We start from the raw sequence: 24,516 nt of genomic DNA on the forward strand, positions 1-24,516 counted from the left end.
GAAGAAGAAGGGGAATGACCGGCGGGCATCGGGACGCGACGGGAAGGACCAGCCAGGTGAGCGCAGACGACACCACGGCGGGCGAAGCGGGCACTCTGCCCCGGCGTCCGACCGTCGCCGACCACATCGTGTCCCGACTGTTCAGCTGGGGCGTACACCGTTACTTCGGCTATCCCGGCGACGGCATCAACGGCATGACCTCCGCGTTGCAACGCACCAACGGCCGCGCCCAGTTCATCCAGGTCCGCCACGAGGAGACCGCCGGCTTCGCCGCCTCCGCGCACGTCAAGTACGGCGGCGGGCCGCTGGGTTGCGCGCTGGCCACCAGCGGGCCGGGCGCCATCCATCTGCTCAACGGCCTGTACGACGCGAAGCTCGACCACCAACCGGTGGTCGCCCTGGTCGGGCACACCGCGACCACCGCCGAGGGCGGCGGTTACTACCAGGAGGTCGACCTGCTCGCCCTCTACAAGGACGTGGCAGCGGCGTTCCTGGCCCAGCTCGACAACCCGGCGCAGGTACGCCACCTGGTCGACCGGGCGTGCCGGACGGCGCTGGCCCGGCGTACCGTCACGGCCCTGATCCTGCCCCTGGACCTGCAGGACGAGCCGGCCGTACCGAACCCGCCGCACGCGCACGGCTACTACCAGACCAGCAACGCGCCGAGCAGCACACCGACGGTGCCGCCGGAGGCGGACGTGCGCCGGGCGGCCGAGGTGCTGCGCGGCGGGCAGCGGGTGGCCATGCTGGTCGGCCAGGGTGCCCTCGGCGCGCGCGACGAGGTCCGCGAGATCGCTGATCGGCTCGGAGCCGGGGTGGCCACCGCGCTGCTCGGCTTCACCGCCGTCGACCACCGCGAACCGTGGGTGACCGGCGCGATCGGGCTGCTCGGCACCCGACCGAGCTGGCAGCTGATGAGCGGCTGCGACCGGCTGCTGATCGTGGGCAGCAACATGCCGTACTCGGAGTTCTACCCGCAGCCCGGGCAGGCCCGCGCGGTGCAGATCGACCTGGACGGTACCCAGCTCGGGCTGCGGTACCCGACCGAGGTGAACCTGACCGGCGACGCCCGCCCCACGCTGCGGGCGTTGCTGAACGAACTGGGCCCCGGCCCCGGGCCGACCGCCTGGCGGGCAGAGGTCGCCGAGGCCACCTCGGCGTGGCGTCGCGTGCAACACGACCTGGCCGAGCAGGCCGCCGACCCGGTCAACCCGCAGTTGCTCTTCCACACCCTGAACGAACGGCTGCCCGACGACGTGCTGCTCGCGGTCGACTGCGGCACCACCACCGCCTGGTACGCCCGACACATCCAGGTACGCCCGAGCATGCTGGCCAGCCTCTCCGGCACGTTGCTGTCCATGGGTGGCGCCATGCCGTACGCGTTGAGCGCCAAGTTCGCCCACCCGGACCGGCCGCTGGTCGCACTGATCGGCGACGGCGCCATGCAGATGAACGGCGTCAACGAGTTGATCACCGTGGCGAAGTACTGGCGCAGCTGGGCCGACCCGCGCTTCGTGGTGCTGGTGCTCAACAACCGGGATCTGGCATTCGTCAGCTGGGAACAGCGCTCCACCGAGGGGACGCCGATGTTCCCGGACAGCCAGCAGTTGCCGGACATCGCCTACCACCAGTGGGCGGAGGTGCTCGGGCTGCACGGCGAGTTGATCGACTCACCGGATCAGGTGCGCGACGTCTGGGACCGGGCGCTCACCGCCGACCGACCGGTGGTGATCAACGCCCTGGTCGACCCGGCGGAGCTGATGCTGCCACCGCACTTCACCGTCGAGCAGGCTCGCAAGACCGCCGCGGCGGTGCTCCGCGGCGACACCGACTGGGCCGGAATCGTCCGCCGCGGCCTCCCGTCGACGCTGGCCAGCTACCGCCCCCGCCGCCGCCAACCCTGAAACCACGCCCCATCCCGCGCCCGCCCCGCCCCGCCCCGCCCCGCCCCGCCCCGCCCCGCCCCCGCGATCTTGCACTTCCTGCACCGACAAGAGCCGCAAGAGGGTCCAATTCGGCGACCGAAAGTGCAAGATCGCGGGGGCGGGAGGGGTGAGGTCGGGGTGGGAGGGGCGGGGGTCAGCCTCGGCGATTCAGCCAGCGTTCCAGCGGGGAAAGGCGATCGTCGTCCCGGGCTCGCGGGCCTTGCGGGACAGCGGGTGCCCGCTCCACCGGGCGGTGCGGGTCGCCGGCCAGCTCGTGGCTCGGTGCGGCGAACGCCTTCTCCGGTTGGCCCTTCACGGCGGTGGCGATGACCCGGGCGACCGCGTCGATCACCTTGGTCTGTACCGCCGACCCCACCGAGTCGGCCGGGTCGTCCGGGTTGGCGGCGATACCGGCCACCGCGACCTGCGGGGTGAAGCCGACGAACGTCTCGGTGGAGTTCTGCTCCGAGCTACCCGTCTTACCAGCCACCGGTCGGCCGTCGAGGATGTCGTTCACACCGGTGGCGGTGCCACCGTTGCACTGCCCGAACGCCGACTGCTGACCCACCGGGCAGCGGGCCGCGTCGGTCGCGGCACGGGCGACGTCGGCGTCGAGCACCCGCTTGCAGGAGGGCTGGCCCACCGGCACCTTCGTGCCGTCCGCGCCGGTCACCGAGACCACCGGCACCGGCGTGCAGTAGGTGCCCTCGGCGGCCACCGTCGCGTACGCGTTGGCCAGGTCCAGCGGAGTGGTGGCCGCCACGCCGAGGGTGAACGAACCCCAGTTCGCGGCGTTGTTCTTGGCGAAGTTGGCGTCCGAGTCGGCGCGGAACGTGATGCCGAGCCGCTGCGCCATCTGCACCACCTTGTCCTGGCCGACCTGCTCGGCCAGCCAGACGAAGTAGGTGTTCACCGAGCGGCCGAAGCCGTCCCACATCATCCGGTACCCGTCCATCCAGTCCGGATTGGCGTTCGCCGGGCACCAGCGGCCGTCACAGCTACCCGGTCCCTCGGCGGCGTACCGGGTGGGCAGCTTGGCGGGCGCGTCGAAACCGGTGGAGAGGGTACGGCCCGACTCCAGCGCGGCGAGCATCGTGAACAGCTTGAACGTGGAACCCGCCTGGTACCCGTCGACGCTGGCTCCGCCGGAGATCAGCGGGTTGACGGTGTTCGGATGGTTCGCCTGCCCGCCCGGGTTGTCGGCGAGGCTGTAGTGCCTGTTGACCGCCATCGCCAGCACCCGCCCGGTGCCCGGCTGGACCGCCGCGATCGGCAGGGCGCGCTTGTTGTCGTACCCGTAGACCTTGGTGGCCTGCTGCTGCGCGGTGGCCTGGATCTTCGGGTCCAGCGAGGTGACCACGGTGTAGCCGCCCGAACGCAGTGCCTGCTCGCGCTCCGCGACGGTGGCCCCGAAGGCCGGCTGGGTCAGCCACCACTGGCGCAGGTAGTCGCAGAAGAAACCCCAGTCGTCGTGGCCCTGGGAGACGGCGGTGCATCCGTTGGGCTGGGCGGTGGGGTGCAGGGCCAGCGGCTCCGCCTTGGCCTGGGCGGCCTGCGCGGCGGTGATCGCGTTGGTGGCGACCATCGAGTCCAGCACGTACGACCGGCGGGCCAGCGCCTCGTCCTTGTCGCCGCTGATCGGGCTGTAAGCGTCCGGGGACTGCACCAGACCGGCCAGCAGGGCCGACTCGGCGAGGGTCAACTGCGCCGGAGGCTTGCCGAAGTACCGCTGGCTGGCCGCCGCGATCCCGTACGCGCCGGAGCCGAAGTAGGCGATGTTCAGGTACCGGTCGAGGATCTCGTCCTTGCCGAGGCTCTTGTCCAGTGCGCTCGCGTACCGGATCTCCTGGATCTTGCGGCCCACGGTCGGATCGGTCGCGGCGGCGCGCTCCTCGGCGGTGCGGGTGGGGTCGGTCTTGAGCACGTTACGGACGTACTGCATGGTCAGCGTCGAGCCGCCCTGCTCGGTGCCGCCACCCTTGACGTTCGCCACCAGCGCCCGGGCCAGGCCGCGCAGGTCCGCGCCACCGTGGTCGTAGAAGCGCCGGTCCTCGGCCGCCACGATCGCCTGCCGCATGACCGGGGCGATCTCCGACAGGGGGACGTCGGTGCGGTTCACGTCGTAGAACGTGGTGATCAGCGTCTTGCCGTCGTTCGCGTAGAGGTACGAACGCTGCGGCGTGGCCGGGGTCTTCAGCGAGGCCGGCAACGCGGCGTACGACCCGAGCGCGGAGCGGGCGGTGAGCCCGAGAAGCAGGTTGCCCGGCAGCGCGGCGACGGCCAGGACAAGCCCGGCCAACACGCCGGCGAGCAGCACGGTGAACAGCCGCGACAGCGGCGAGCGGGGGGCGGCCATGCTCCCCAGGATTGCCACGAAAGCCGTCAACCGACCACCCCCACCCCGCGATTGTCAGCAACTTCACGCCCACCCACCAGCCAACTCCCACCCCCACCCCACCCCACCCCGCCCCACCCCGCCCCGCCCCGCCCCGCCCCGCCCCGCCCCGCCCCGGTGATCATGGGGTTAGCGGGAGGTTTGATCACGGAATCGCCCGTCAAGCTCATGATCACCGGAGCTGGGCGAGGGCCGGGGCGAGGCCCGGGTGGGTGGGTGGGGTGGGTGGGTTAGGGGTTTGGGGTGCTCAGGCTGGCAGTGGCGGCGTCTCTGGCGCTTTCGCGGGGCATCAGGCGGCCGGAGCGGTAGCCGATGCCGATGCCGGCGATCAGCACGAAGATCGCGCCGAAGGTCTGCAACGAGCCGATCAGGGCACCGCCGAGGCCGAGCAGCGGCGCGGCGATGATCAGCATGACGCCGTCGCCGAGGCTGAAGGTGCCCGAGCGGGCGACCGCCCACCCGGTGAGGAACCAGCCCGCGCTGTAGAACGTCGCGCCGAGCAGGACCAGCGACCGCGCGGTGGCGCCGAAGACCGGCGTCTGCTCCTCGAACCCGGCGAACGGCAGCATCAACACGGTGCCGGCGATGCTGACCAGCAGCCCGGCGGCGGCCACCCGGCGACTGCGGGTCGCGGCCAGCAGCCCGGTGAGGGCCAGCAGCGCGAGCAGGCCGAGCCAGACCGCGGCCACCCAACCGATCAGGTACACCGCCCGGCCGTCGGCCGGATAGGGGTCGTTGCCCACCCCTCCGTCGCTGGCCATCGCCACCGCGCCGTACAGGATGGCGTACGCGGGCAGCAGCCAGACCGCCGCCCGCGCGAACCGACGCACCGACCAGGCCCAACTGGCGTTCGTGGCGGGGGCGCCCGGGGTCGGCTCGCCGACGAAGGGCAGTACGCCGAATCCGCCACCGCTGCGCCGGGAGCCCAGCGGGGCGACCGGGTCGTGCGCGCCGGGCACCGGGGCTGAGGACCACATCCGATTCGCCGGATCCTTCATGCGTCACCTCGCTCGTCGTCGAGCGGTGCACCGACGCGCCGGGGCGCCCCGATTGCCTGGTCACCACCCGTCCTAGGACCGATCGTGGCAGGCGTCGGAGCGCCCCATGAGTCTTTCTCGTATTTAGCCGACCGGGCGGCCGGCGTACGGGATCAGCCGCGCTCGCGCTGGTCGGCCGGGTCCTCGACGAGGCTGGTCGGCGACACCGGCTCCGGTGCGGGCAGCCCCTTCGGCCCCTTGCCGCCGGTGGCCTGCGCCTCGGCGACGCGTACCTCGTCGTGGATCTGCTGGGCGGCGTCCGCCGCAGCCTGCGCCGCCTCCGCGGCCTCGCGCTCGACCTGGCTCGCCTGGTCCGCGGCCTCCGGTGCGGGCAGATCCCCCACCATCTGGCTCAGCCCACCGAGCGCGCCACCCATCCCCTCCAGGGCCTTGGTCAGCTCGGCCGGGACGATCCAGACCTTGTTGGCGCTGCCCTGGGCGATCTGCGGCAGAGCCTGCAGGTACTGGTAGGCGAGCACCTTCTGGCTCGGGTTGGCCTGGTGGATCGCGTCGAAGACCGTCCGGATCGCCTTCGCCTGACCCTCGGCCTGCAGGATCCGGGCCTGCCGGTCACCGTCGGCCCGCAGCACCGCCGACTGCTTGTCACCCTCGGCGGTGAGGATCACCGACTGCTTGTGACCCTCGGCGGTCAGGATCGCCGCACGGCGGTCCCGCTCGGCGCGCATCTGCTTCTCCATCGAGTCGCGGATGCTGGCCGGCGGCTCGATCGCCTTGATCTCGACCCGCGTCACCTTGATGCCCCAGCGGCCGGTGGTTTCGTCCAGCACACCCGAGAGGTGCCGGTTGATCTCGTCCCGGCTGGTCAGCGCCCGCTCCAGATCGAGCGAACCGATCACGTTACGCAACGTGGTGACGGTCAGCTGCTCGATGGCCTGGAGGAAGCTGGAGATCTCGTAGGTCGCCCGGACCGAGTCGACCACCTTGAAGTAGAGGACCGTGTCGATCGAGACCACCAGGTTGTCCGAGGTGATCACCGGCTGCGGCGGGAAGCTGACCACCTGCTCGCGCATGTCAACCTTGGTACGCACCGCGTCGATGAACGGCACCAGCAGGTTGAGGCCGGGGCTGAGGGTGCGCTTGTACTTGCCGAGCCGTTCGACCACGTCCTGACGTTGCTGCGGCACGATCCGCACAGCCTTGGCCAGCGTTATCACGGCGATCAACGCCACCGCGATCACCACCACCCCGATTAAGGTCATTCCGTTCACCCTCTCGATTCCGGCAGCTCGCCGGCGGAAGAAACATCGTCCTGCCACACCAGGGCGGTAGCGCCCCGGACCTTTATCACCCGAACCCGTTGACCGGGGTCGTAGGCCTGTGTCGTGTCGTACGACCGGGCGCTCCACAGCTCACCGTCGATCTTGACGAGACCCTGCTCGGCGTCCACCCGTTCCAGCACCAGCGCCGTGGAGCCCTCGATCGCCTCCACGCCGAACGGCTGCTCGCCACTCTCCAGCGCTGAGCGGCTGTGCCGCCGGATAACCGGTCGGACCACCACCAGGCTCAACGCCGACACCACCGCGAAGACCAGCGCCTGCACGGCGACCGGCGCGCCCAGGGCGGCCGCACCGGCGGCGGCGAACGCACCGGCCCCGAACATGATCAGAAATAGCGTCGTCGTGAAGATCTCGGCGACGGCCAGCAGCACACCCAAAACGATCCACACCACGGCGTCCACCACCCAATCGTGACACGCAAATGCACGCGCGACCTTCCCGCGAAGATCAGTAGGCTCTGCGGGACCCTTTCCGGCCCGTCAGAAACGCCACGAATCGGCGGCCGACCCGAGGAGATCCCGTTGACAGTGCTCCCCGAGACCGCCCGACAGATCGACATCCGGGTCGCCCAGGCACAGGCCGACGGTCACACCCCGTCGCTGGTGCTGGGCGTGGTCCGCGACGGCACGCTGGCGCACGTGGCCGTCGCCGGCGAACACCCCCGCCCGGATGTCGACCTGCAGTACCGGGTGGGCTCGATCAGCAAGACGATGACCGCCACCCTGGTCATGCAGTTGCGCGACGCCGGCCGACTGGCCCTGGACGACCGGCTGGAGCAGCACCTGCCGGGCACCGGTGTGGGCACGCTCACAGTGCGCCAACTACTCGGCCACGCCAGCGGCATCCAACGCGAACCCGAGGGCGACTGGTGGGAGCGGGCGGCGGGCGTCGATCTCACGACCCTGCTCGCGGAGGTCGACGCCGACAAGATCGCCTACCCGCCGCACCGCGCCTACCACTACTCCAACCTGGCGTACGGGCTGCTCGGCGGGTTGCTCGAACGGCTCACCGGGACACCCTGGGCCGGCCTGCTCGACGAACGGATCCTGACGCCGCTGGGCCTGCGCCGCACCACCTACGCGGCCACCGAGCCGTACGCCCGCGGCTACGTCGTCCACCCCTGGCACGGCACGCTGCGCGAGGAACCCCGCACCGACACCGGCGCCATGGCCCCCGCCGGGCAACTCTGGTCGACGATCGAGGACCTGGGCCGCTGGGCCGCGTTCCTGGCCGACCCCGACCCGGCGGTGCTGGCCGCCGAGACGCTGACCGAGATGTGTGCCCCCGTGGTGATCAGCGACCTCGACTCCTGGACCGGCGGGCACGGCCTGGGGCTGGAGCTCTACCGCGACGGCGAGCGCGTGTACGTCGGGCACGGCGGCTCGATGCCCGGGTACGTGGCCGCCCTCGTGGTGCACCGGCCCACCCGCACCGCCGTGGTCGGCTTCGCCAACTCGTACGGCTTCCCGATCACCGGGCTCGCCCGCCAACTGCTGACCGCCGTGCTGGACGCCGAGCCGGCGTTCCCGCAACCGTGGCGGCCGGCCACCGCCGCGCCGGATGCCGGGTTGGCCGAGCTGACCGGCCGCTGGTGGTGGATGGGCACTTCGCTGGACCTGAGCTGGGACGCGGGTGACCTGGTGGCCCACGTACGCGGTGAGCGGGTGAGCCGGTTCACCGCCGAGGGGACGGACCGCTGGCGGGGACGTTCCGGCCCGGAGAACGGCGAGATCCTGTCGGTGCTGCGCGACGACAACGGACGGGCGCGAGCTGTCGACATCGCCACGTTCGTCTTCACCCGCAGCCCGGACGAGGTCCCCTGATCCGCCGCGGGCGGATCCGGCGGACCAGGCGGTCAGGCCGGCTCGGTGACGAAATCGATGAGGCGTTCCATGGCGTTGATCAGAGGGGTCTCCACGTCGGCGAAGCTGTTCACCCGGGACAGGATGTGCCGCCACATGTCGGCCGGCTCGGCCACCCCGAGGGCCGCGCAGACCCCCTCCTTCCACGGCCGCCCCGGCGGCACCACCGGCCAGGCCGCGATGCCCAACGCCGCCGGCTTGACCGCCTGCCACACGTCCACGTAGGGGTGCCCGGTCACCAGCACGTGCGGCGAGTTCACCCGGGCGACGATCCGGCTCTCCTTGCTGCCCGGCACCAGGTGGTCGACGAGCACGCCAAGTCGTCGGGTCGGGCCGGGGCCGAAGTCGCGTACCTCGGCGTCGAGGGCGTCGATGCCGTCCAACGGCTCGACCACCACGCCCTCGATCCGTAGGTCGTCGCCCCAGATCCGCTCGACCAGCGCGGCGTCATGGATGCCTTCCACCCAGATTCGGCTGGCCTTCGCCACCTGGGCCCGGACGTTGTCCACGGCGACCGAGCCGGACGCGGTCCGCCGACGGGCCGTCGGCACCGCCGCGCGGGTCGGGCGGCGCAGGGTCACCGGGCGGCCGTCGAGCAGGAACGCCGCCGGCAGCAGCGGGAAGTTGCGCCGTTTACCGTGCCGGTCCTCCAACACCACCGCGCCGGCCTCGAAGCCCACCACCGCTCCGCAGAACCCGGAGTCGGCATCCTCGACCACGAGATCCGGTTCGGCGTCCACCTCGGGGGTGACCTTGCGCCGTCGCCAGTCGCCCGCCAACACGTCCTCGCCGTATCGCCCCGCCATGTCGATCACGCTAAACCCGCCACCCCCCACAACAACCCCGACACACCGCCAGCCCCCACCGCCTCCGAACCCCCGCCCCTCCGGCCCGGTCGATCATGGAGTTGTGGTGCCCCGCGAAACGCCTGAATCAACCGTTACCGCCCACCACAACTCCATGATCGACGGAGCGGGGGCGTGGAAGGGCGCAGGCGTGGAGGGGCGGGGGTCGACGGGGCGGGGGCGTGGAGGGCGCGCGGGATGTGGGGTGTTGGCAGTGGCACGAAGGGGGCAGTTGGGGGCAGGCCGGGCGACCGGAGCGGCAGCCGAGACAGGGCCGGTCGTGACCACGTACCCTTTCGGCATGTCCACCCCCGCAACGGGCGCGGCCACACTCGCGCCGCGCCGGTCCAGCCGGTTCGTTGCCTGGGTGCGCGCGTGGCGCGCCGGGTTGGTGCCCTACGACGAGGTCGCCGACGCCATCGCCGGCGACGAGGAACACCTCGTTGCGGACGCCCCGGGCACCTGGACCGACGTCCCGTTGGGCGCCGCGCTGCCCACCCTGGCCAAGCTCTCCCCGGACGAGATCCGTCTGGTGCTGCCCGCGCCGGGCGACCCGAGGGGTCTGCCCGGCCCCGGCGACTTCGCCGGCGCGGCTCTGGTCACGGGCGAGGCGGTGGTCGCCGGCGGGCTCGGGCTGATCCCCCAGGTGCGGCTGCACACCTCCGGCTCGGGAGACTGTTTCGAGACGGTGCTCTGGCGGGTCTACCCGCTGCCGGCCAACGCCCCCGCCGCGTCACTCTCGTTGCCTGGCGCCGCCGAGGCGGAGGCCGAGTTGGCCGCCGCGCTGGCCGAGACGACCGCCGTGCTGACCCGCCTCGACGTGGCTCAGTGGCGGCCCGAGCTGGCTGGTGCGCTGGCCGCGCTCCGCCGCCCGGACGGCACCACCGATCTCCCACCGGGCTTCGACCCGCGGGCCCGCCGGCTCTTCGCCCGGGCCGCGGTGCTCGACCGGGTGCTGGCGTTGGCCGGGCACGCCGCCCCGGGCGGTGCGATCAACAACTACGAGGCGCAGCAACGGGACGCGGCACTGCGGCCGCTCACCGCTGCCTGCCGGCAGGCGCTGGTGGCCGCCTGCAACGCCCCACTGCGCCCCTGACGGGAGGCGACCATGATCGGCACTGCGGTCCTTCTGATATTCGCCGCCGCCGAGATGATGTTCTTCGTGTGGATGGTCATGGTGGTACGCCGGCAGCACCGGCACATGGCGGCGGCCCGCCAGGGCCGGTCGGTCAGATCTCGTCGAGCAGGTCCGCGACCGAGTTGACGATCCGGGACGGGCGGTACGGGTAACGCTCCGCCTCGGTGCGGCTGCTGATCCCGGTGAGCACCAGGATGGTCTCCAGCCCCGCCTCCAGGCCGCACAGGATGTCGGTGTCCATCCGGTCACCGATCATCGCGGTGCTCTCCGAATGCGCGTTGATGGTGTTGAGCGCCGAGCGCATCATCATCGGGTTGGGCTTGCCCACGAAGTACGGCTCGACCCCGGTCGCCTTGGAGATCATGGCGGCGACCGAGCCGGCGGCGGGTAGCGCGCCCTCCACGGACGGGCCGGTCACGTCGGGGTTGGTGCAGATGAACCGGGCGCCGTCGTTGATCAGGCGGACGGCCTTGGTGATCGCCTCGAAGCTGTAGGTGCGGGTCTCGCCGAGCACCACGTAGTCGGGGGCGAAGTCGGTCAGCACGTAGCCGACGGCGTGCAGCGCCGTGGTCAGCCCGGCCTCACCGATGACGTACGCGGTGCCACCCGGCCGCTGGTCGGCGAGGAACTGGCCGGTGGCCAGGGCGGAGGACCAGATCGACTCCTCCGGCACGTCCAGCCCCATCCGGCTGAGCCGGGCCGTCAGGTCCCGCGGGGTGTAGATCGAGTTGTTGGTCAGCACCAGGAACGGCTTGCCGGAGGCGCGCATCCGGTTGATGAACTCCGGCGCGCCGGGCACCGGCTGGCCCTCGTGCACCAGCACGCCGTCCATGTCGGTCAGCCAACTCTGCACGGGCTTGCGGTCATGCATGATGATCCTCAGAGGTCAGGGGCGACGGGTCGGCACGCAACAGACGGTGGGGCAGGTGTCCCACATGGGCAGCTCGCCCAGGCGGCGGCGCAGCTGTGCGCCGTCCGGGTCGGTGCGCTCGGTGACCAGCTCACGCACCATGGTCACGAAGCGCGGGTCGGTGCCCGGCGTGCCGGCCCGGACGAAGTCCAGGCCGAGCTGCTTCGCCGTCTCCAGCGCTTCGGTGTCCAGGTCCCACACGACCTCCAGGTGATCGGAGACGAACCCGATCGGGCTGACCACCACGCCGGTGGTGCCGCCCTGCGCGAGGGCGGCCAGGTGGTCGTTGATGTCCGGCTCCAGCCACGGCACCTGCGGCGGGCCGGAGCGGCTCTGCCAGACCAGGTCGTACGCCAGGTCGGGCGCGGCGGCCGCGGCGACGAGCCGGGCGGTCTCGTGCAGCTGCGCCTCGTACCGGCCGCCGTGCGGGCCGGCGTTCGCCGCCATCGAGCTGGGGATGGAGTGGGCGGTGAAGACCAGCCGGGTGGTGTCCCGCAACGCCGGGTCGAGCTGGCCCAGCGCCGCCCGGACCGCGTCGACGTGGGGCTCGACGAAGCCGGGGTGGTCCCAGAACTGGCGCAGCTTCTCGATCACCGGGGCGTCCGGGCCGACGGCGGCACGGGCGGCGGCGATGTCCTCCTGGTACTGCCGGCAGGACGAGTAGCCGCCGTACGCGCTGGTGACGAAGGCCAGCGCCCGGGTGATCCCGTCGTCGCGCATCTGGGTCACCGTGTCGGCGAGCATCGGGTCCCAGTTGCGGTTGCCCCAGTAGATGGGCAGGTCGACACCGTGCGCGGCGAAGTCGGCGCGGACGGCGGCCAGCAGGTCCCGGCACTGCTGGTTGATCGGGGACACCCCACCGAAGTGCTGGTAGTGCTCGGCGACCTCGACCAGTCGCTCGGGAGGCACGCCCCGGCCCCGGGTCACGTTCTGCAGGAAAGGCATCACGTCCTCGGGCCGTTCGGGCCCGCCGAAGGACACCAGCACCACCGCGTCGTACGACATGGGGTCATTCTTGCCCCTCGGCCGGGACGTCCCGGCGACGCCCCCTGGTCCGGACGCGTAGATCACGCGGACGGTGACCAGGGAGCGTCACGGTGCAGCGTCAGGAGCCGATGGCGTGGTAGCCGCCGTCGACGTGGACGATCTCGCCGGTGGTGGCCGGGAACCAGTCGGAGAGCAGCGCCAGGCAGGCCCGCGCGGCGGGCTCCTGGTCGGTGAGGCTCCACCCCAGCGGGGCACGCTCGGCCCAGGCGTCCTCGAACTGGTCGAAGCCGGGGATCGACTTCGCGGCGATGGTGCGTAGCGGCCCGGCGGCGACCAGGTTGCTGCGGATGCCCTGCTTGCCCAGGTGCAGCGCCAGGTAGCGGGACGCCGACTCCAGGCCGGCCTTGGCCACGCCCATCCAGTCGTAGACCGGCCACGCCTTCGTCGCGTCGAAGGTCAGGCCGACCACCGCGCCGCCGGGCGACATCAGCGGCAGCGCGGCCATGGCCAGCGACTTGTACGAGAAGGTGGAGACGTGCAGGGCGGTCGCCACGTCCTCCCAGGGCGCGTCGAGGAAGCCGCCACCCAGGCAGCTCTGCGGGGCGAAGCCGATCGAGTGCACGACACCGTCGAGGCCGTCGACGTGCTCGCGTACGCGGTCGGCGAGGCCGGCAAGGTGCTCGGTGTTGGTGACGTCCACCTCGATGACCGGTGCCGGCTCGGGCAGCCGCTTGGCGATCCGCTCGACCAGGGAGAGCCGGCCGTAGCCGGTGAGCACGACCTGCGCGCCATTTTCCTGAGCGAGCTTCGCCACCGAGAAGGCGATCGAGGCGTCGGTGATGACACCGGTGACGAGCAGTCGCTTACCGGCGAGCAGTCCGGACATCGCTGATTTCCTCCGTAGTCAAAAGGGTTAGTGGCCCATGCCGAGGCCGCCGTCGACCGGGATGACGGCGCCGGAGACGTACCCGGCGCTGTCCGACGCCAGCCAGGTGACCACGGCGGCGACCTCGTCCGGGCTGGCCATCCGGCCGGCCGGGATGGACTTGAGGATCTCCGCCTTGCGGTCGCCGGAGAGGCCGGCGGTCATGTCGGTGTCGATGAAGCCGGGTGCCACCACGTTCGCGGTGATGTTGCGGCTGCCCAGTTCCCGGGTGATCGAGCGGGCGACGCCGACGAGGCCGGCCTTGCTGGCGGCGTAGTTGACCTGCCCGGCGCCGCCGGCGAGGCCGACCACCGAGGAGATGAAGATCATGCGGCCCCACTTGGCGCGGAGCATCTTGCCGGAGGCCCGCTTCGCGACCCGGAACGCACCGGTGAGGTTGGTGTCCACCACGTCGGTGAACTGCTCCTCGGACATCCGCAGCAGCAGCGTGTCGGCGGTCATGCCGGCGTTGGCGACCAGCACCTCGACCGGACCCAGCTCGGCCTCGACGGCGGCGAACGCGGCGTCGACCGAGGCGGCGTCGGTGACGTCGGCGCGTACGCCGAACAGCCCGTCGGGTGCCTCGCCGCTGCGGTGGGTGACCGCCACCCGGTCGCCCTGCTTGGCGAAGGCCTGCGCGATGGCCAGGCCTATCCCCCGGTTGCCCCCGGTCACCAGCACGGTACGGGCCACTGTTCCCCCTTGCGAATGGTCAGCACGGACGCGTCGGAGCCTAGGCGTTACCGGCAGGTAAGCGCTAACGGGAGTCGCGTCACACTGGGGTACGACACCGGGATCAACCCCTGGTGGCACGCCTCGTGGCGGGGTCGGCCCGTAGCCTCCCGGTGGTGAACCGGCATCCGATCGCGGTGGCCCTGCGGGCTCTACGGCAGACAGTGCTCGGCCCGGACGTCCGGCCCGAACGGTCACTGCTGGCCCGTTGGCCCGGGCCGGCCCGCTACGCCGCGCCGGTCGGTCTGCTCGGCGCGCTCGGCCTCTTCCTGATCACGTTGACGGTGGAGAGCGACTGGGGCCTGCCGCCGCCGATCGCGCTCCTGTTCGCGGCGATGACCGTGGCGCCGCTGCTGGCGCTGCCCCGGCGTCCGCTGCTGGCCTGGCGGCTGACGGTGCTGGCCCTGCTGATCTGCACGTTCAACGCGCCAGACGACCAGGCGTGGCCGTGGACCCCGCCGCTGGCACTCGGGTCGATAGCGGTGGTGGCGGTGGTCGTCGCACGGGTCGACCGCCCGGTGCTGGTCTGGGTGGTGACGATCAGCACGGTGCCGGTGCTCACCCTGGTCCATCCCGACAACCGGGTCCCCGTCCTGCTGCTGCTCGGCGCGCTGGCGATCGTCGGCGACCTGATCCGCCGCAACCGGCTGTCCCGGCACGCGCTGGCGGCGCAGGCCGAGCTGAGCGAACGGGAGCAGGAGCGCCGCGCGGTGCTGGAGGAACGCACCCGCATCGCCCGGGAGCTGCACGACGTGGTTGCCCACCACATGTCGCTGATCGCGGTGCAGGCGGAGACCGCCCCGTACCGGCTGACGGACGTGCCGGCCCCGGCGGCCGCGGAGTTCGTCGCCATCGCCGCGTCGGCCCGCGACGCGCTCACCGACATGCGGCGACTGTTGGGGGTGCTGCGCAGCGAGACGAGTGGGCCGCAGACCGCGCCGCAGCCGGACCTCACCGACCTGGGCGCGATGGTGGACGCGGCACGCCGGGCCGGGCTGCCGGTGACCCTGGACGCCGAGCCGGTGGACGACGACCGGGTGCCCGCGCCGGTCGGGCTGGCCGCGTACCGCATCGTCCAGGAGGGCCTGGCCAACGCGGCCCGCCACGCTGCCGGCGCCGCGGTGCGCGTCACCGTCCGCGCGGGTCCGTCCGGCCTGGGGGTACGCGTCGAGAACTCCCCGGCCGACGTCCGACCGACCGCCGACGGCGGCTCCGGGCACGGGCTGACCGGCATGCGGGAGCGGGCCACCTCGCTGGGCGGTACGTTCACCGCCGGACCGCTGCCCGACGGGGGTTACGCGGTGGCGGCCGAGTTGCCGTACGACGCGGAGGGCGGGGACCGATGATCCGGGTGCTGATCGCCGACGACCAGGCGATGGTCCGGCAGGGTTTCGGCGCGCTGCTCGCCGCCCAACCGGATCTGCTGGTCGTGGGGGACGCCGCCGACGGGGCGCAGGCGGTGGCGGCCGCCCACCACCTGGACCCGGACGTGGTGCTGATGGACGTGCGGATGCCGGTCATGGACGGGCTGGAGGCCACCCGCAAGCTGCTCGGTGACCGGTCGGCGCAGCGACCCCGGGTGCTCATCCTCACCACCTTCGACCTGGACGACTACGTGTACGAGGCGCTGCGCGCCGGGGCCAGCGGGTTCCTGCTCAAGGACGCCCCGGCGGCCGATCTGGTGCAGGCGGTGCGGGTGGTGGCGGCCGGGGACGCGCTGCTCGCCCCGGGGGTAACCCGTCGGCTGATCGCCGAGTTCGCGGCCCGTCCGGACCGCCGCCGCCCGCGCCCCACCGACCTGGCCGGGCTCACCCCGCGCGAGACCGAGGTGCTGCGGTTGATCGCCCGGGGTCGCAACAACGCGGAGATCGCGGGTGACCTGGTGGTGGCCGAGCAGACCGTGAAGACGCACGTCGGGCGGATCCTGGCCAAGCTGGGTCTGCGCGACCGGGCCCAGGCCGTGGTGCTGGCGTACGAGACGGGTCTGGTGGCCGCCGGAGAGTAGCCCCGTGGAGCCAGCCCGGGAACGGCTCTGCGGGACGACGACCAGGCCCCGCCCCTTGGCGCACTCTCCCTCCGGACGACATTCCGGAGGGAGAACGTGATGCGACGACGAGGTGCCAGCCGGGTGGCGATGGCCGCGCTGCTCGGCGTGAACCTAATTCTGCCGACCCGACCCGAACCGGCCACGGCGGCGGGGTTCGTCGAGGCGTACCCCGTGATGGCGGCGGTGATGCGCGCGGCCGGCCCTCCGTACGCGGACTGGGCGGCCGACGGACGCCGGTTCCTGCTGTTCGACGAGCGCGGTGACGGCCGCGCGGTCGAGGTGTTCGGCGACCTCGCCGACGCGGACCGGATCGCGGTGCTGGTGCCGGGGGTCGGCAGCACCCTCGCCGACTTCGACCGGGGGTTGGGCGGGGTGGCCCGGCGGGCACCGTCGGTGCAGGCCGGGCGGCTCTACCGGGAGCTGCGGGCGACCGACCCGGCGGCGCGGGTCGCGGTACTGGCCTGGCTCGGCTACGACCCGCCCGACGGGGTGTTGACCGCCGCCGGTGGCGTCAGCGCGCGGCGCGGCGCGGCCGGGCTGGCCACGCTGCTGCGGGAGCTGGCCGGGCGGCGTCCGGCGACGGCGATCACGCTGGTCGGGCACAGCTACGGGTCGCTGGTGGTGTCGCTGGCGGCGGTGGACGCGCCGTCTGAGGTCACCGACGTGGTCAGCCTCGGGGGCGTCGGCGCCGGGGTGCAGCGCGCTGACGACCTACCCGGCGGGCGGCGGTTCTGGGCGGCCGAGGCCCCGACCGACTGGATCCGTCGGGTACCGCCGGTGCGCCTGCCCGGTCTGGGTTTCGGCCGCCGACCCGGTGATCCGGCGTTCGGTGCCCGACCCCTGCCGGTGGGTGGGGTGGCGGGGCACGACGGCTACCTCACGCCGGGCAGCGCCGCGCTGGTCGCGGTGGCGGCGGTCGTGCTGGGCGGCGTCGACGCCGACCGGATCGGGGACGCCCGATGAGCCGGGACCGTGCCGTCGACGCGCTGCGGGCGTACGCCATCGGCGGGGTGGTGCTGGGGCACTGGCTGGTCACCGGGTTGGTGCTGGCCGGCGACGGCGGGCTGCACCAGGCCAGCCCGCTGACCGCCCTGCCCGACCTGGCCCCGATGACCTGGGTGTTGCAGACGCTCGGGTTGTTCTTCTTCACCGCCGGGTTCGGCTCGACCCGCTCGCTGGCCCGCTACCCGGGCGGCGCGGGCGGCTGGCTGGCCGGGCGGCTGCGCCGGCTGCTGCTGCCCACCGTGGCGCTGCTCGGTGTGGGTGCCGCCGTGCTGCTCGCCGCCACCGTCCTCGGCACCTCGGACGACACGCTCGCCGTCGCGCTGCGGCTGGCGGTCAGCCCGCTGTGGTTCCTGCTACCGCTGGTGATCCTGGTCGTGGTGACCGGCCCGCTGCGCGTCGCCGTACGCCGGTGGGGGGTGGCGCGGTGCGGGGCGCCGGCGGTGGCCGTGGTGGCCGCGGTCGACCTGGCGGTCCGGGTGCTGCCGTCCGGCACCGACCTGCCCCCGGTCACCGTGCTGGCGGCCTGGTCGGTGCCGTACCTGCTGGGTGTGGCGCACGCCGACGGGCGGCTGGACGGCCGGCGGGCGGGCGGCACGTTGGCGGCCGGTGGGGCGGTCGCGCTGGCGGCGCTGCTGGCGCTGGGCTACCCGGTGAGCGCGGTCGGCGTGCCCGGGGCCGGGGTGTCCAACCTGAACCCGCCGTCACTGCTGGTGGTGGCGCTGGCGGTGACCCAGGTCGGGCTGGGGCTGCTCGCCCGGCCGGCGCTGCACCGGCTGCTGACCCGGCCGCTGCCGGGCGCAGCGGTGACCGAGGTGAACCGGTCCGCGGTCCGGATCTACCTGTGGCACCAGCCGGTCCTGGTGGCGGTGACCGCGCTCACCGCCCGCGGCGGGCTGGCTCTGCCCGGTCTGCACACCGCCCCGGACGGCCCGGGGTGGGTGCTGGCGCGCTGCTGCTGGCTGCCGTTGCTCGCCGTGGTGCTGGTCACTGTGGTGCGGGTCGGGCAGCCGGGGTCGTTTCGGCGGGGCGTACGCGCTGGTGGCGAGCGGCGTCGCCAACCGGGCGGTGGAGGGGTCGCCGACCGGTCGGCCGAGTGCGTTCCGTCGGCACCGCAGGTGTACGATCATCGACGTTCCGGCCCGCCCGACTTGCAGGAGGTGATCGCTGTGCGAGATAGCGATCCTCCCAGTCGTGGCCGGGCCGATGGTCAGTCCCGCTGAGCCACGACTCAGTCTGGTGAGCTGACCCCGCTCCGCTCCCCACCACGTCGGCGACTGCCGAGGTGAGTGTGCCGCGCCGCCCGATCCCGGGCGGTCGCCGGGAGCCGCCCGGTCACGACTTCGTGTGCGCGTCCCCACCCCCTGCGGTCCGCCCCCGCACGCGGACCGTCCAGCCGCCACCCGGAGCCGTCCATGAGCCGCTACGTCGCCCCGCTGGGCTTCACCCTCGCCGCCGTCTGGGTGGCCATCGTCTTCGTGCTCGCCGGTGGCGGTCACTGACCGCTTCGGATCGGCGGCGGCTGGCGCTGCCCGTGCTGGTGCCGGCGGCGGTTGCTGACCGCCGCCGGCGCACCGGCTACAGCATCCGGGACGACCAGAGCAGACTGAACGCGCCCGCGCAGAGCGCCAGCAGCAACGCCACTCCGGCGTACCACTGGGTCACCTCACGCGGCTCGGTGCGGAACCCGATCGAGCTGCCCATGTCCTGATAGACCTGCTTCAGCTCGCTCACCGAGGCCGCCTCGTAGAAGTAACCCTCGGTGGTCTCGGCCAACTCGGCGAGGGCCAACCGGTCCACCGGCACCCGCTGCAACTGCCCGCCGATGTCGACCTGGCCGGTGTCGGTGCCGAAGGCGATGGTGGAGACCGGAACGTTGGCCGCCTGCGCGGCCGCCGCCGCCTCCTCCACCGCCCGACCGGAGGTCCGGAAGCCGTCGGAGAGCAGCACGATCCGGGCCGGCGGAATGCCCGCCGCGCCGTCGGTCGGCACCGACCGGATCGCCTCCAGGCAGGTGAACACCGCCTCACCGGTCGCGGTCGCCTCGGCCAGCACCAGCCCGTCGATGGCGCTGGTCACCGCGTCCCGGTCCTTGCCCGGCGGCACCAGCACGTTGGCCGCCTTGGCGAACGACACGAGGCCCAGGTTGTAGCTCTCCGGCAGCTCACTGACGAACTGCTTGGCCGCCTCCTGGGCCGCCTCCAGCCGGTTCGGCGCCACGTCGTCGGCCTGCATCGACAACGACACGTCGATGGCGAGCATCACCGTGGCCCGCTCCAGCGGCTCCTTGGTGTCCACAGCGGGACGGGCCAGCGCGGTGGCCAGCACCAGCAGGCAGAGCAGGAACGCGGTCGCCGGGACGTGCCGACGCCAGCCCAGGCCCTTCGGCGCGACGGTACGCAGCAGGTCCACATTGGTGAAGCGCATCGCGTACGCCCGGCGGTGCAGCTGCCGCCAGACGTAGAACGCGCCGAGGGCGAAGACCGGCAGCACAGCCAGCAGCCACCACGGTTGCAGAAAACGGATCATCGTGTCGTCCCCCGGGTACGCGCGTGCCGCTGCGCGGCCACGAATCGCACCATGTCCAGCAGCCAGTCTCGGTCGGTACGCAGACGCAGGTGGGCCGCGCCGGCGCCGCGCAGGGCGGCGGCGATCGTGGCCCGTTGGGCGGCGGCGGCCTCGGCGTAGCGCTGCCGCAGCCGTGGGTCGGCGGTCTGCACCTCGTGCAGCTCACCACTCTCCGGGTCGACCACCGGCAACACGCCCACGTCGGGCAGCTCCAGCTCACGCGGGTCGACCACCTCGATCGCCAGCACGTCGTGGCGGACGCGCAGCTTGCGCATCGGCCGTGCCCACTGCTCGGCCGGCGCGAGGAAGTCCGAGACCACCACTGCCACTCCGCGACGGCGGGGCGGACGGTTGAGCATCTCGATCAGGGCGCCCAGATCACCACGGCCGGGCTGGATCGCGGTGCCGGCGACGGCACGCAGCAGGCCCTGCGCCTCCTTGCGCCCGGAGCGGGCCGGCAGCCGGGTGAGCACTCCGGGACCGGACGGCGGTGGTCCGCCCCGCCAGCGTCGGGCCGGGGCGGACGCCCCGCCGCCGGTGCCGATCACGGCGCCGATCCGGTTGCCCCCGCGCACTGTCAGGTGGGTGATGGCGGCCGCGGCGGCCACCACGACCTCCCGTTTGAGCCACTGCCCGGTCCCGAAGTCCAGGCTGGCGGAGAGGTCCAGCGCGAGCCAGGTCTCCAGCTCCCGGTCGGCGACCGTACGCCGCACATGCGGTGTGGTGGTCCGGGCCGTGACCGGCCAGTCCATCCGGCGCACGTCGTCGCCGGGACGGTACTCCCGGGACTCTCCCGCCTCACTGCCCGGTCCAGGCAGCAGGCCGGCGTAGTCGCCCTGGAGCAGACCGTCGAGCTTGCGGGTGACGAGCAGCTGAAGCCGGGACAGCACGGCCTCGCTACGGTCGGCGAGGGGGGCCGGACGAGGGGTGGGTGAGGTCACGGGCGCTGCCCGGGCCAGCCGGCGCCCGGCGGTGGCGCGATCGACGGCGGCGTGGCCTGCTGCCGGGGAGCGACCGCCGGGAGCGGGATCGTCGACATCACCCGCTGCACGATGTGGTCGGCGGGTACGTCGTCGGCGAGCGCGTCGTAGCTGAGCACCAACCGGTGCCGCAGGATGTCCGGCGCGATGTCCTGCACGTCCTGCGGTAGCGCGTAGTCACGCCCGCGCAGCAGCGCCAGGGCCCGGGTGGCCCGGACCAGACCCAGCGAGGCGCGCGGGCTGGCCCCGTACTGGATCAGTTGCGCGACGTCGGGCATGCCGTGCTCGGCCGGGGCCCGGGTGGCCAGCACCAGGCGAACCGCGTAGTCGACCAGGGCGTTGTGGACGAAAACCTGGTCCGCCTTGCGTTGCAGGGCGATCAGCTCCGGGGTGTCGAACACCGCGGTCGGCTCGGGCGCGGCCACGCCCATCCGGTAGACGATCTCCCGTTCCTCCGCGTCGGTCGGGTAGCCCACCACGATCTTCATGAGGAACCGGTCCCGCTGCGCCTCCGGCAGCGGGTAGACGCCCTCCTGCTCGATCGGGTTCTGGGTGGCCATCACCAGGAACGGGTCCGGCACCCGGTGGCTCTCCCCACCGATGGACACCTGCCGCTCGCTCATGACCTCCAGCAGCGCGGACTGCACCTTCGCCGGCGCCCGGTTGATCTCGTCGGCGAGCAGGAAGTTGACGAAGACCGGGCCCAACTCGACGTCGAACTTCTCGCTCGACTGCCGGTAGATCCGGGTGCCCATGATGTCCGCGGGCACCAGGTCCGGGGTGAACTGAACCCGGGCGAAGGACCCACCGACGACCTTGGCGAGGGTCTCCACCGCCAGGGTCTTGGCCACCCCGGGCACGCCTTCGAGCAGGCAGTGACCGCGGGCGAGCAGCGCGACGAACATCCGCTCCACCATCCGGTCCTGCCCGACGATCACACGTTTGATCTCGAACAGGCCCTTCTCCAGCAGGCTGGCGTCCTGCGCGGGTGTGGTCACCGGGGCAGGTGCCGCTCCGTTCGGCGTCGGGGCGTCGGGCATGGTCGGCTGGGCCACCGGTCCTCCACAGCGTTTGTCGGTCGTCGCGGCTCGTGCGGTATCAAGACTCGCACGCCTTGCTGAGTGTCGAGGTGGGGAGAAGCCGATTTTGCCCGCGCCGTCCCCAGCGGCCGAATCGCGCATCGCGGGTATGCGCGGAGCGGCCCGCCGCGTGTACGATTCACCCCGTCGCCGGGCGGCTCCCCCCGTGGTCGCCCGGCGCTCAACTTCTCCGTCCCGCCGCCCTAGACTGGCCGGGATGAGCATCCCCTCCCCCGCCGACGAGGCCCTGGTCTGTTCGGCCCGGGGCTGCCGGTCCGCCGCCATCTGGGCGCTGGAGTGGAACAATCCCCGTCTGCACGACGCCGATCGGCGCAAGACCTGGTTGGCCTGCGCCCAGCACCGGGGCAGCCTCGGTGACTTCCTCGACGCTCGAGGCTTCCTGCGTGCCGTCACTCCGGTGCCCGGATCGCCTACGCTCGACCTGTGAGCGGCGACCCTCCGGCTTCCCCCGGCCCCACCTCCCCGTCCTGGCCGCCCACCCCGGCCACCGCACCACCCGGCGTCGAGCCGCCGCCCGGCGCGTTCCCGGCACCCGGCACGCTCGGCCCGGAGCCCACCGCGCCGGACGTCTCGACGCCCGCGCCACTCCCACCGGGCGCGCTGCCGCCCGGTCACCGGCCGGCACCCGCCGCCGACCGGCGCGCGCCCGACCTGCCGCCTCCGGGCCTCCTGCCGCCCGAGCCCGGCGCGCCCGGCGCTCTGCTGACGGCTGCGCCGGGTGGTCGGGGCCCGCTGGAGCCCTGGCCGGACACGGTCCACTGGCAGCCGATCTCCACCGACCTGATCTGGGTGGAGCTGATCCGGCTGGCGATCGTGGTCGCCATCGGGCTGGCGGTGACCGGAGTCGGCTGGGCGTTCAGCGGTCACTGGTTGTTCGGGCTCGCCGTGGCCGTCGTGCTGGTGCTCGGCGCGTGGCGGGCCGTCGCGATCGTCCGCGCGGTCCGGGCCTGGGGGTACGCCGAGCGGGAGGACGACCTGCTGGTCCGGCACGGGCTGCTGGTCCGCCGGCTCTCCATCGTGCCGTACTCGCGGATGCAGTTCGTCGACGTGAGCGCCGGGCCGTTGGAGCGCGCCTTCGACCTGGCCACCGTGCAGTTGCACACCGCGGCGGCGGCGAGCGACGCCCGGGTGCCCGGGCTGCGTCCGGCGGAGGCGTCCCGGCTGCGCGATCGGCTCACCGCGCTCGGCGAGGACCGGGCGGAGGGGCTGTGAGCACCCGCGCGGGCAGCCGCCGACCGCGCCGAGGGCCGCTGCGATGAGCGACGGGCCCGCCGAGCCGAGCACCGTGCCACCCACCGGCCCGACGCCACCGGGGCCGGTGCTGCCCGCTGGCTCGGCACCCGCTGGCGCACCGCTCGCTGGCGCGGCACCGCCCGGGTCGGTGCCGCCCGGCACGCCCGCGCCGTGGCCGGCACCACCGGGCGGCGGCGCGGGCGAACCGCGGCAACGACTGCACCCGCTCAGCCCGGTGCTGCACGGCGCCAAGTCCCTGGTCGTGGTGATCGCCGGGCTGTCCTGGTCGACGCTGTCCCGGGTGGGCTTCGGCTGGTTCGCCGCCATGGTGGCGGTGCTGGCGCTCGGCGCGACCGTGCTGTCGGTGGTCAGTTGGTACAACACCGGCTACCACGTCGTCGGCCGGGAACTACGGGTGTACGAGGGGCTGCTCTGGCGGCGTACCCGGGCCATCCCGCTGGAACGGTTGCAGGCCGTGGAGGTGGTCCGGCCGCTGCTCGCCCAGCTCACCGGCCTGGCCGAGCTGCGCCTGGAAGTGGTCGGCGGCGGCAAGACCGAGGCGCCACTGGCGTACCTCGGGGTGGCCGACGCGGCAGTGCTGCGCGAGCGTCTGCTGGCGCTGGCCGGGCGGGTGGCGCAGCAGCCCGCACCCGGCGATCCGGCGGCCCCGGTGACCCCGGGTGCGACGGCGCCACCGGCGGCCGTGCCGGGCCGGCCACTGCACGCGGTACGCAACCAGAACCTGCTGATCAGCCAACTGCTCACGCCGCAGGCGTTCCTGCTCCCGTTCGGTGTGGCCTTCGTCGTGGTGCAGTTCCTCACCGCCGGTTCGTGGTCGTTCGTGGCGGTGGCGAGCACCCTGACCGCGATGGCGGGTGTGCTGCTGCAACCGATCCGCCGGGTCCTCGACGACTGGAACTTCCGGCTGGCCCGCGACGGCGGCACGCTGCGGGTGCACAACGGGCTGCTGGAGACGCGGGCGCAGACCGTGCCGCTGGAGCGGGTGCAGACCGTGCGGGCCACCTGGCCGTTGCTGTGGCGGATGAAGGGCTGGCTGCGGCTGCGGCTGGAGGTGGCCGGCTACTCCGTCGCGGAGGCCGACGACCGCAACCGGCCCGACCGGCTGCTGCCGGTCGGCGACCTGCCGACGGCGACGATGATCGTCGCCGAGGTGCTTCCCGGGGTACGCCTCGACGCGCTCACGCTGAGCCCGCCGCCGCGCCGGACCCGCTGGCTGCACCCGCTGGGCCGTGCCGCGTTCGGCGCGGGGCTGTTCGAGCGGGTGTTCGCCACCCGGTCCGGGCGGCTCACCCGGCAGTTGGTGATCGTGCCGTACGCCCGGATCCAGAGCGTGCGGGTGGTCCAGGGGCCCATCCAGCGCCGTCTCGGGTTGGCCACCGTCCACGCGGACACCGCGGGCGGCTCCGGCGCCACCGCCCAGGACCGCGACCTGGCAGAGGCCTGGGCCCTGGCAGCCGACCTGACCGCGCGAGCACACCAGGCCCGCACCCGATCCTGACCCCGCCCCGGCC

Annotated in this window: 22 protein-coding genes; 10 read left to right on the forward strand and 12 right to left on the reverse strand. The window is 73.1% G+C overall.

Going from position 1 to position 24,516, the window contains the following annotated elements; translation table 11 throughout:
- Window positions 1-14 precede the first annotated feature (14 nt).
- Window positions 15-1,904 (forward strand): thiamine pyrophosphate-requiring protein, encoded by a 1,890-nt coding sequence (locus tag ABTW72_RS03735; protein ID WP_502892145.1) that lies wholly within the window; start codon window positions 15-17, stop codon window positions 1,902-1,904.
- Between the two features lie 175 nt (window positions 1,905-2,079).
- Here ABTW72_RS03735 and ABTW72_RS03740 read toward each other — a convergent pair whose 3' ends face one another.
- The 4 genes from ABTW72_RS03740 to ABTW72_RS03755 all read right to left on the reverse strand — a co-directional run bounded on the left by ABTW72_RS03740 (window position 2,080) and on the right by ABTW72_RS03755 (window position 7,056).
- Window positions 2,080-4,281 (reverse strand): transglycosylase domain-containing protein, encoded by a 2,202-nt coding sequence (locus ABTW72_RS03740; RefSeq protein ID WP_350853819.1) that lies wholly within the window; start codon window positions 4,279-4,281, stop codon window positions 2,080-2,082.
- Between the two features lie 269 nt (window positions 4,282-4,550).
- On the reverse strand, window positions 4,551-5,318 hold the full coding sequence (locus ABTW72_RS03745) for a hypothetical protein (RefSeq protein WP_350853822.1): 768 nt from the start codon (window positions 5,316-5,318) through the stop codon (window positions 4,551-4,553).
- A 152-nt stretch (window positions 5,319-5,470) separates the two neighbouring features.
- The gene (locus ABTW72_RS03750; protein ID WP_350853825.1) at window positions 5,471-6,577 is read right to left on the reverse strand and encodes an SPFH domain-containing protein; all 1,107 of its coding nucleotides are present in this window, start codon (window positions 6,575-6,577) and stop codon (window positions 5,471-5,473) included.
- A 5-nt stretch (window positions 6,578-6,582) separates the two neighbouring features.
- On the reverse strand, window positions 6,583-7,056 hold the full coding sequence (locus ABTW72_RS03755; RefSeq protein ID WP_350853828.1) for an NfeD family protein: 474 nt from the start codon (window positions 7,054-7,056) through the stop codon (window positions 6,583-6,585).
- A gap of 120 nt (window positions 7,057-7,176) precedes the next feature.
- On the opposite strand from ABTW72_RS03755, the gene ABTW72_RS03760 reads away from it, so the two are divergent.
- On the forward strand, window positions 7,177-8,478 hold the full coding sequence (locus tag ABTW72_RS03760) for a serine hydrolase domain-containing protein (protein WP_350853831.1): 1,302 nt from the start codon (window positions 7,177-7,179) through the stop codon (window positions 8,476-8,478).
- A gap of 32 nt (window positions 8,479-8,510) precedes the next feature.
- Here ABTW72_RS03760 and ABTW72_RS03765 read toward each other — a convergent pair whose 3' ends face one another.
- The gene (locus ABTW72_RS03765) at window positions 8,511-9,323 is read right to left on the reverse strand and encodes a DUF3097 domain-containing protein (RefSeq protein WP_091403874.1); all 813 of its coding nucleotides are present in this window, start codon (window positions 9,321-9,323) and stop codon (window positions 8,511-8,513) included.
- A gap of 340 nt (window positions 9,324-9,663) precedes the next feature.
- Here ABTW72_RS03765 and ABTW72_RS03770 point away from each other — a divergent pair, with 340 nt between their 5' ends.
- The gene (locus ABTW72_RS03770) at window positions 9,664-10,458 is read left to right on the forward strand and encodes an Rv1486c family protein (RefSeq protein WP_350853834.1); all 795 of its coding nucleotides are present in this window, start codon (window positions 9,664-9,666) and stop codon (window positions 10,456-10,458) included.
- Window positions 10,459-10,591: 133 nt separating this feature from the next.
- On the opposite strand, the gene ABTW72_RS03775 is transcribed toward ABTW72_RS03770, so the two are convergent.
- The 4 genes from ABTW72_RS03775 to fabG all read right to left on the reverse strand — a co-directional run bounded on the left by ABTW72_RS03775 (window position 10,592) and on the right by fabG (window position 14,015).
- A complete protein-coding gene (locus ABTW72_RS03775; protein ID WP_088988620.1) occupies window positions 10,592-11,371 on the reverse strand; it encodes an HAD-IIA family hydrolase in 780 nt (259 codons plus the stop codon).
- 15 nt (window positions 11,372-11,386) lie between these two features.
- Window positions 11,387-12,415: a ferrochelatase gene (locus tag ABTW72_RS03780; RefSeq protein ID WP_350853837.1), complete on the reverse strand. Its 1,029-nt coding sequence runs from the start codon at window positions 12,413-12,415 to the stop codon at window positions 11,387-11,389.
- A 100-nt stretch (window positions 12,416-12,515) separates the two neighbouring features.
- On the reverse strand, window positions 12,516-13,283 hold the full coding sequence (gene fabI / locus ABTW72_RS03785; RefSeq protein WP_091403861.1) for an enoyl-ACP reductase FabI: 768 nt from the start codon (window positions 13,281-13,283) through the stop codon (window positions 12,516-12,518).
- A 27-nt stretch (window positions 13,284-13,310) separates the two neighbouring features.
- A complete protein-coding gene (gene fabG / locus ABTW72_RS03790; protein ID WP_350853840.1) occupies window positions 13,311-14,015 on the reverse strand; it encodes a 3-oxoacyl-ACP reductase FabG in 705 nt (234 codons plus the stop codon).
- Window positions 14,016-14,170: 155 nt separating this feature from the next.
- On the opposite strand from fabG, the gene ABTW72_RS03795 reads away from it, so the two are divergent.
- The 4 genes from ABTW72_RS03795 to ABTW72_RS03810 all read left to right on the forward strand — a co-directional run bounded on the left by ABTW72_RS03795 (window position 14,171) and on the right by ABTW72_RS03810 (window position 18,326).
- A complete protein-coding gene (locus ABTW72_RS03795; RefSeq protein ID WP_350853843.1) occupies window positions 14,171-15,400 on the forward strand; it encodes a sensor histidine kinase in 1,230 nt (409 codons plus the stop codon).
- A complete protein-coding gene (locus tag ABTW72_RS03800; protein ID WP_350853846.1) occupies window positions 15,397-16,059 on the forward strand; it encodes a response regulator in 663 nt (220 codons plus the stop codon). The genes ABTW72_RS03795 and ABTW72_RS03800 overlap by 4 nt, the downstream gene beginning before the upstream one ends.
- Window positions 16,060-16,158: 99 nt before the next feature.
- Entirely contained in the window at window positions 16,159-17,064 is a 906-nt protein-coding gene (locus ABTW72_RS03805; protein ID WP_350853849.1) for an alpha/beta hydrolase, read from the forward strand.
- Window positions 17,061-18,326 (forward strand): acyltransferase family protein, encoded by a 1,266-nt coding sequence (locus tag ABTW72_RS03810; RefSeq protein WP_350853852.1) that lies wholly within the window; start codon window positions 17,061-17,063, stop codon window positions 18,324-18,326. The genes ABTW72_RS03805 and ABTW72_RS03810 overlap by 4 nt, the downstream gene beginning before the upstream one ends.
- 355 nt (window positions 18,327-18,681) lie before the next feature.
- Here ABTW72_RS03810 and ABTW72_RS03815 read toward each other — a convergent pair whose 3' ends face one another.
- The 3 genes from ABTW72_RS03815 to ABTW72_RS03825 are packed head-to-tail and all read right to left on the reverse strand — an operon-like array spanning window position 18,682 to window position 21,706.
- Window positions 18,682-19,632, reverse strand: coding sequence for a VWA domain-containing protein (locus ABTW72_RS03815; RefSeq protein WP_350853855.1), 951 nt, complete (start codon window positions 19,630-19,632; stop codon window positions 18,682-18,684).
- Window positions 19,629-20,630: a DUF58 domain-containing protein gene (locus ABTW72_RS03820; RefSeq protein ID WP_112639301.1), complete on the reverse strand. Its 1,002-nt coding sequence runs from the start codon at window positions 20,628-20,630 to the stop codon at window positions 19,629-19,631. The genes ABTW72_RS03815 and ABTW72_RS03820 overlap by 4 nt, the downstream gene beginning before the upstream one ends.
- Window positions 20,609-21,706, reverse strand: a complete 1,098-nt coding sequence (locus tag ABTW72_RS03825) for an AAA family ATPase (protein ID WP_091403835.1) — start codon at window positions 21,704-21,706, stop codon at window positions 20,609-20,611. Before ABTW72_RS03825 ends, ABTW72_RS03820 begins: the two co-directional genes overlap by 22 nt.
- 241 nt (window positions 21,707-21,947) lie before the next feature.
- Here ABTW72_RS03825 and ABTW72_RS03830 point away from each other — a divergent pair, with 241 nt between their 5' ends.
- The 3 genes from ABTW72_RS03830 (at window position 21,948) to ABTW72_RS03840 (ending at window position 24,503) form a co-directional block, all read left to right on the forward strand.
- Window positions 21,948-22,178: a hypothetical protein gene (locus tag ABTW72_RS03830; protein ID WP_091403832.1), complete on the forward strand. Its 231-nt coding sequence runs from the start codon at window positions 21,948-21,950 to the stop codon at window positions 22,176-22,178.
- A 224-nt stretch (window positions 22,179-22,402) separates the two neighbouring features.
- Complete coding sequence (locus ABTW72_RS03835; RefSeq protein ID WP_502892155.1) at window positions 22,403-22,963, forward strand: PH domain-containing protein; 561 nt, start codon at window positions 22,403-22,405, stop codon at window positions 22,961-22,963.
- A gap of 43 nt (window positions 22,964-23,006) precedes the next feature.
- Complete coding sequence (locus ABTW72_RS03840; RefSeq protein WP_350853858.1) at window positions 23,007-24,503, forward strand: PH domain-containing protein; 1,497 nt, start codon at window positions 23,007-23,009, stop codon at window positions 24,501-24,503.
- Window positions 24,504-24,516 lie beyond the last annotated feature (13 nt).

Origin of the sequence: Micromonospora sp. NPDC127501 (assembly GCF_040302185.1) — a bacterium.
Lineage (GTDB): Bacteria > Actinomycetota > Actinomycetes > Mycobacteriales > Micromonosporaceae > Micromonospora.